At 54.8% G+C, this 301-nt stretch carries 1 protein-coding gene; it reads right to left on the reverse strand.

All coding sequences use genetic code 11. From position 1 onward, the window contains the following. The coding region (locus P0D80_RS51555; RefSeq protein WP_408296751.1) for an ATP-binding protein at positions 1-264 on the reverse strand (264 nt) is incomplete at its 3' end. Positions 265-301 lie beyond the last annotated feature (37 nt).

The raw sequence follows: 301 nt of genomic DNA on the forward strand, positions 1-301 counted from the left end.
TGGGAGACCACCGCAATGATCCTTCACATCGATCAGGATGCGATCCGACAGCGCGTAGGCGTCCAACGTTACTTCGGTGTGGTGGTGAGTGAACTTAAGGGCATTTTGCAGCAGGTTTCCGACCGCCGAATAAAGCTGGTCACGATCCCCGCTGAAGGCAAGCCGCGAATCCACAGCAGAAACCGTCAGTGCGCATCCACGAGTCTGGGCCACAAGGTCAGCGGCATATTTCACCTCAGCGATGAAGTCCGCAACGGAAAACATCCTTGATTGCAAGGAAATTCCAGCTTCCGTACGAACC

The organism is Paraburkholderia sp. RL17-373-BIF-A (genome assembly GCF_046030175.1).
GTDB lineage: Bacteria > Pseudomonadota > Gammaproteobacteria > Burkholderiales > Burkholderiaceae > Paraburkholderia.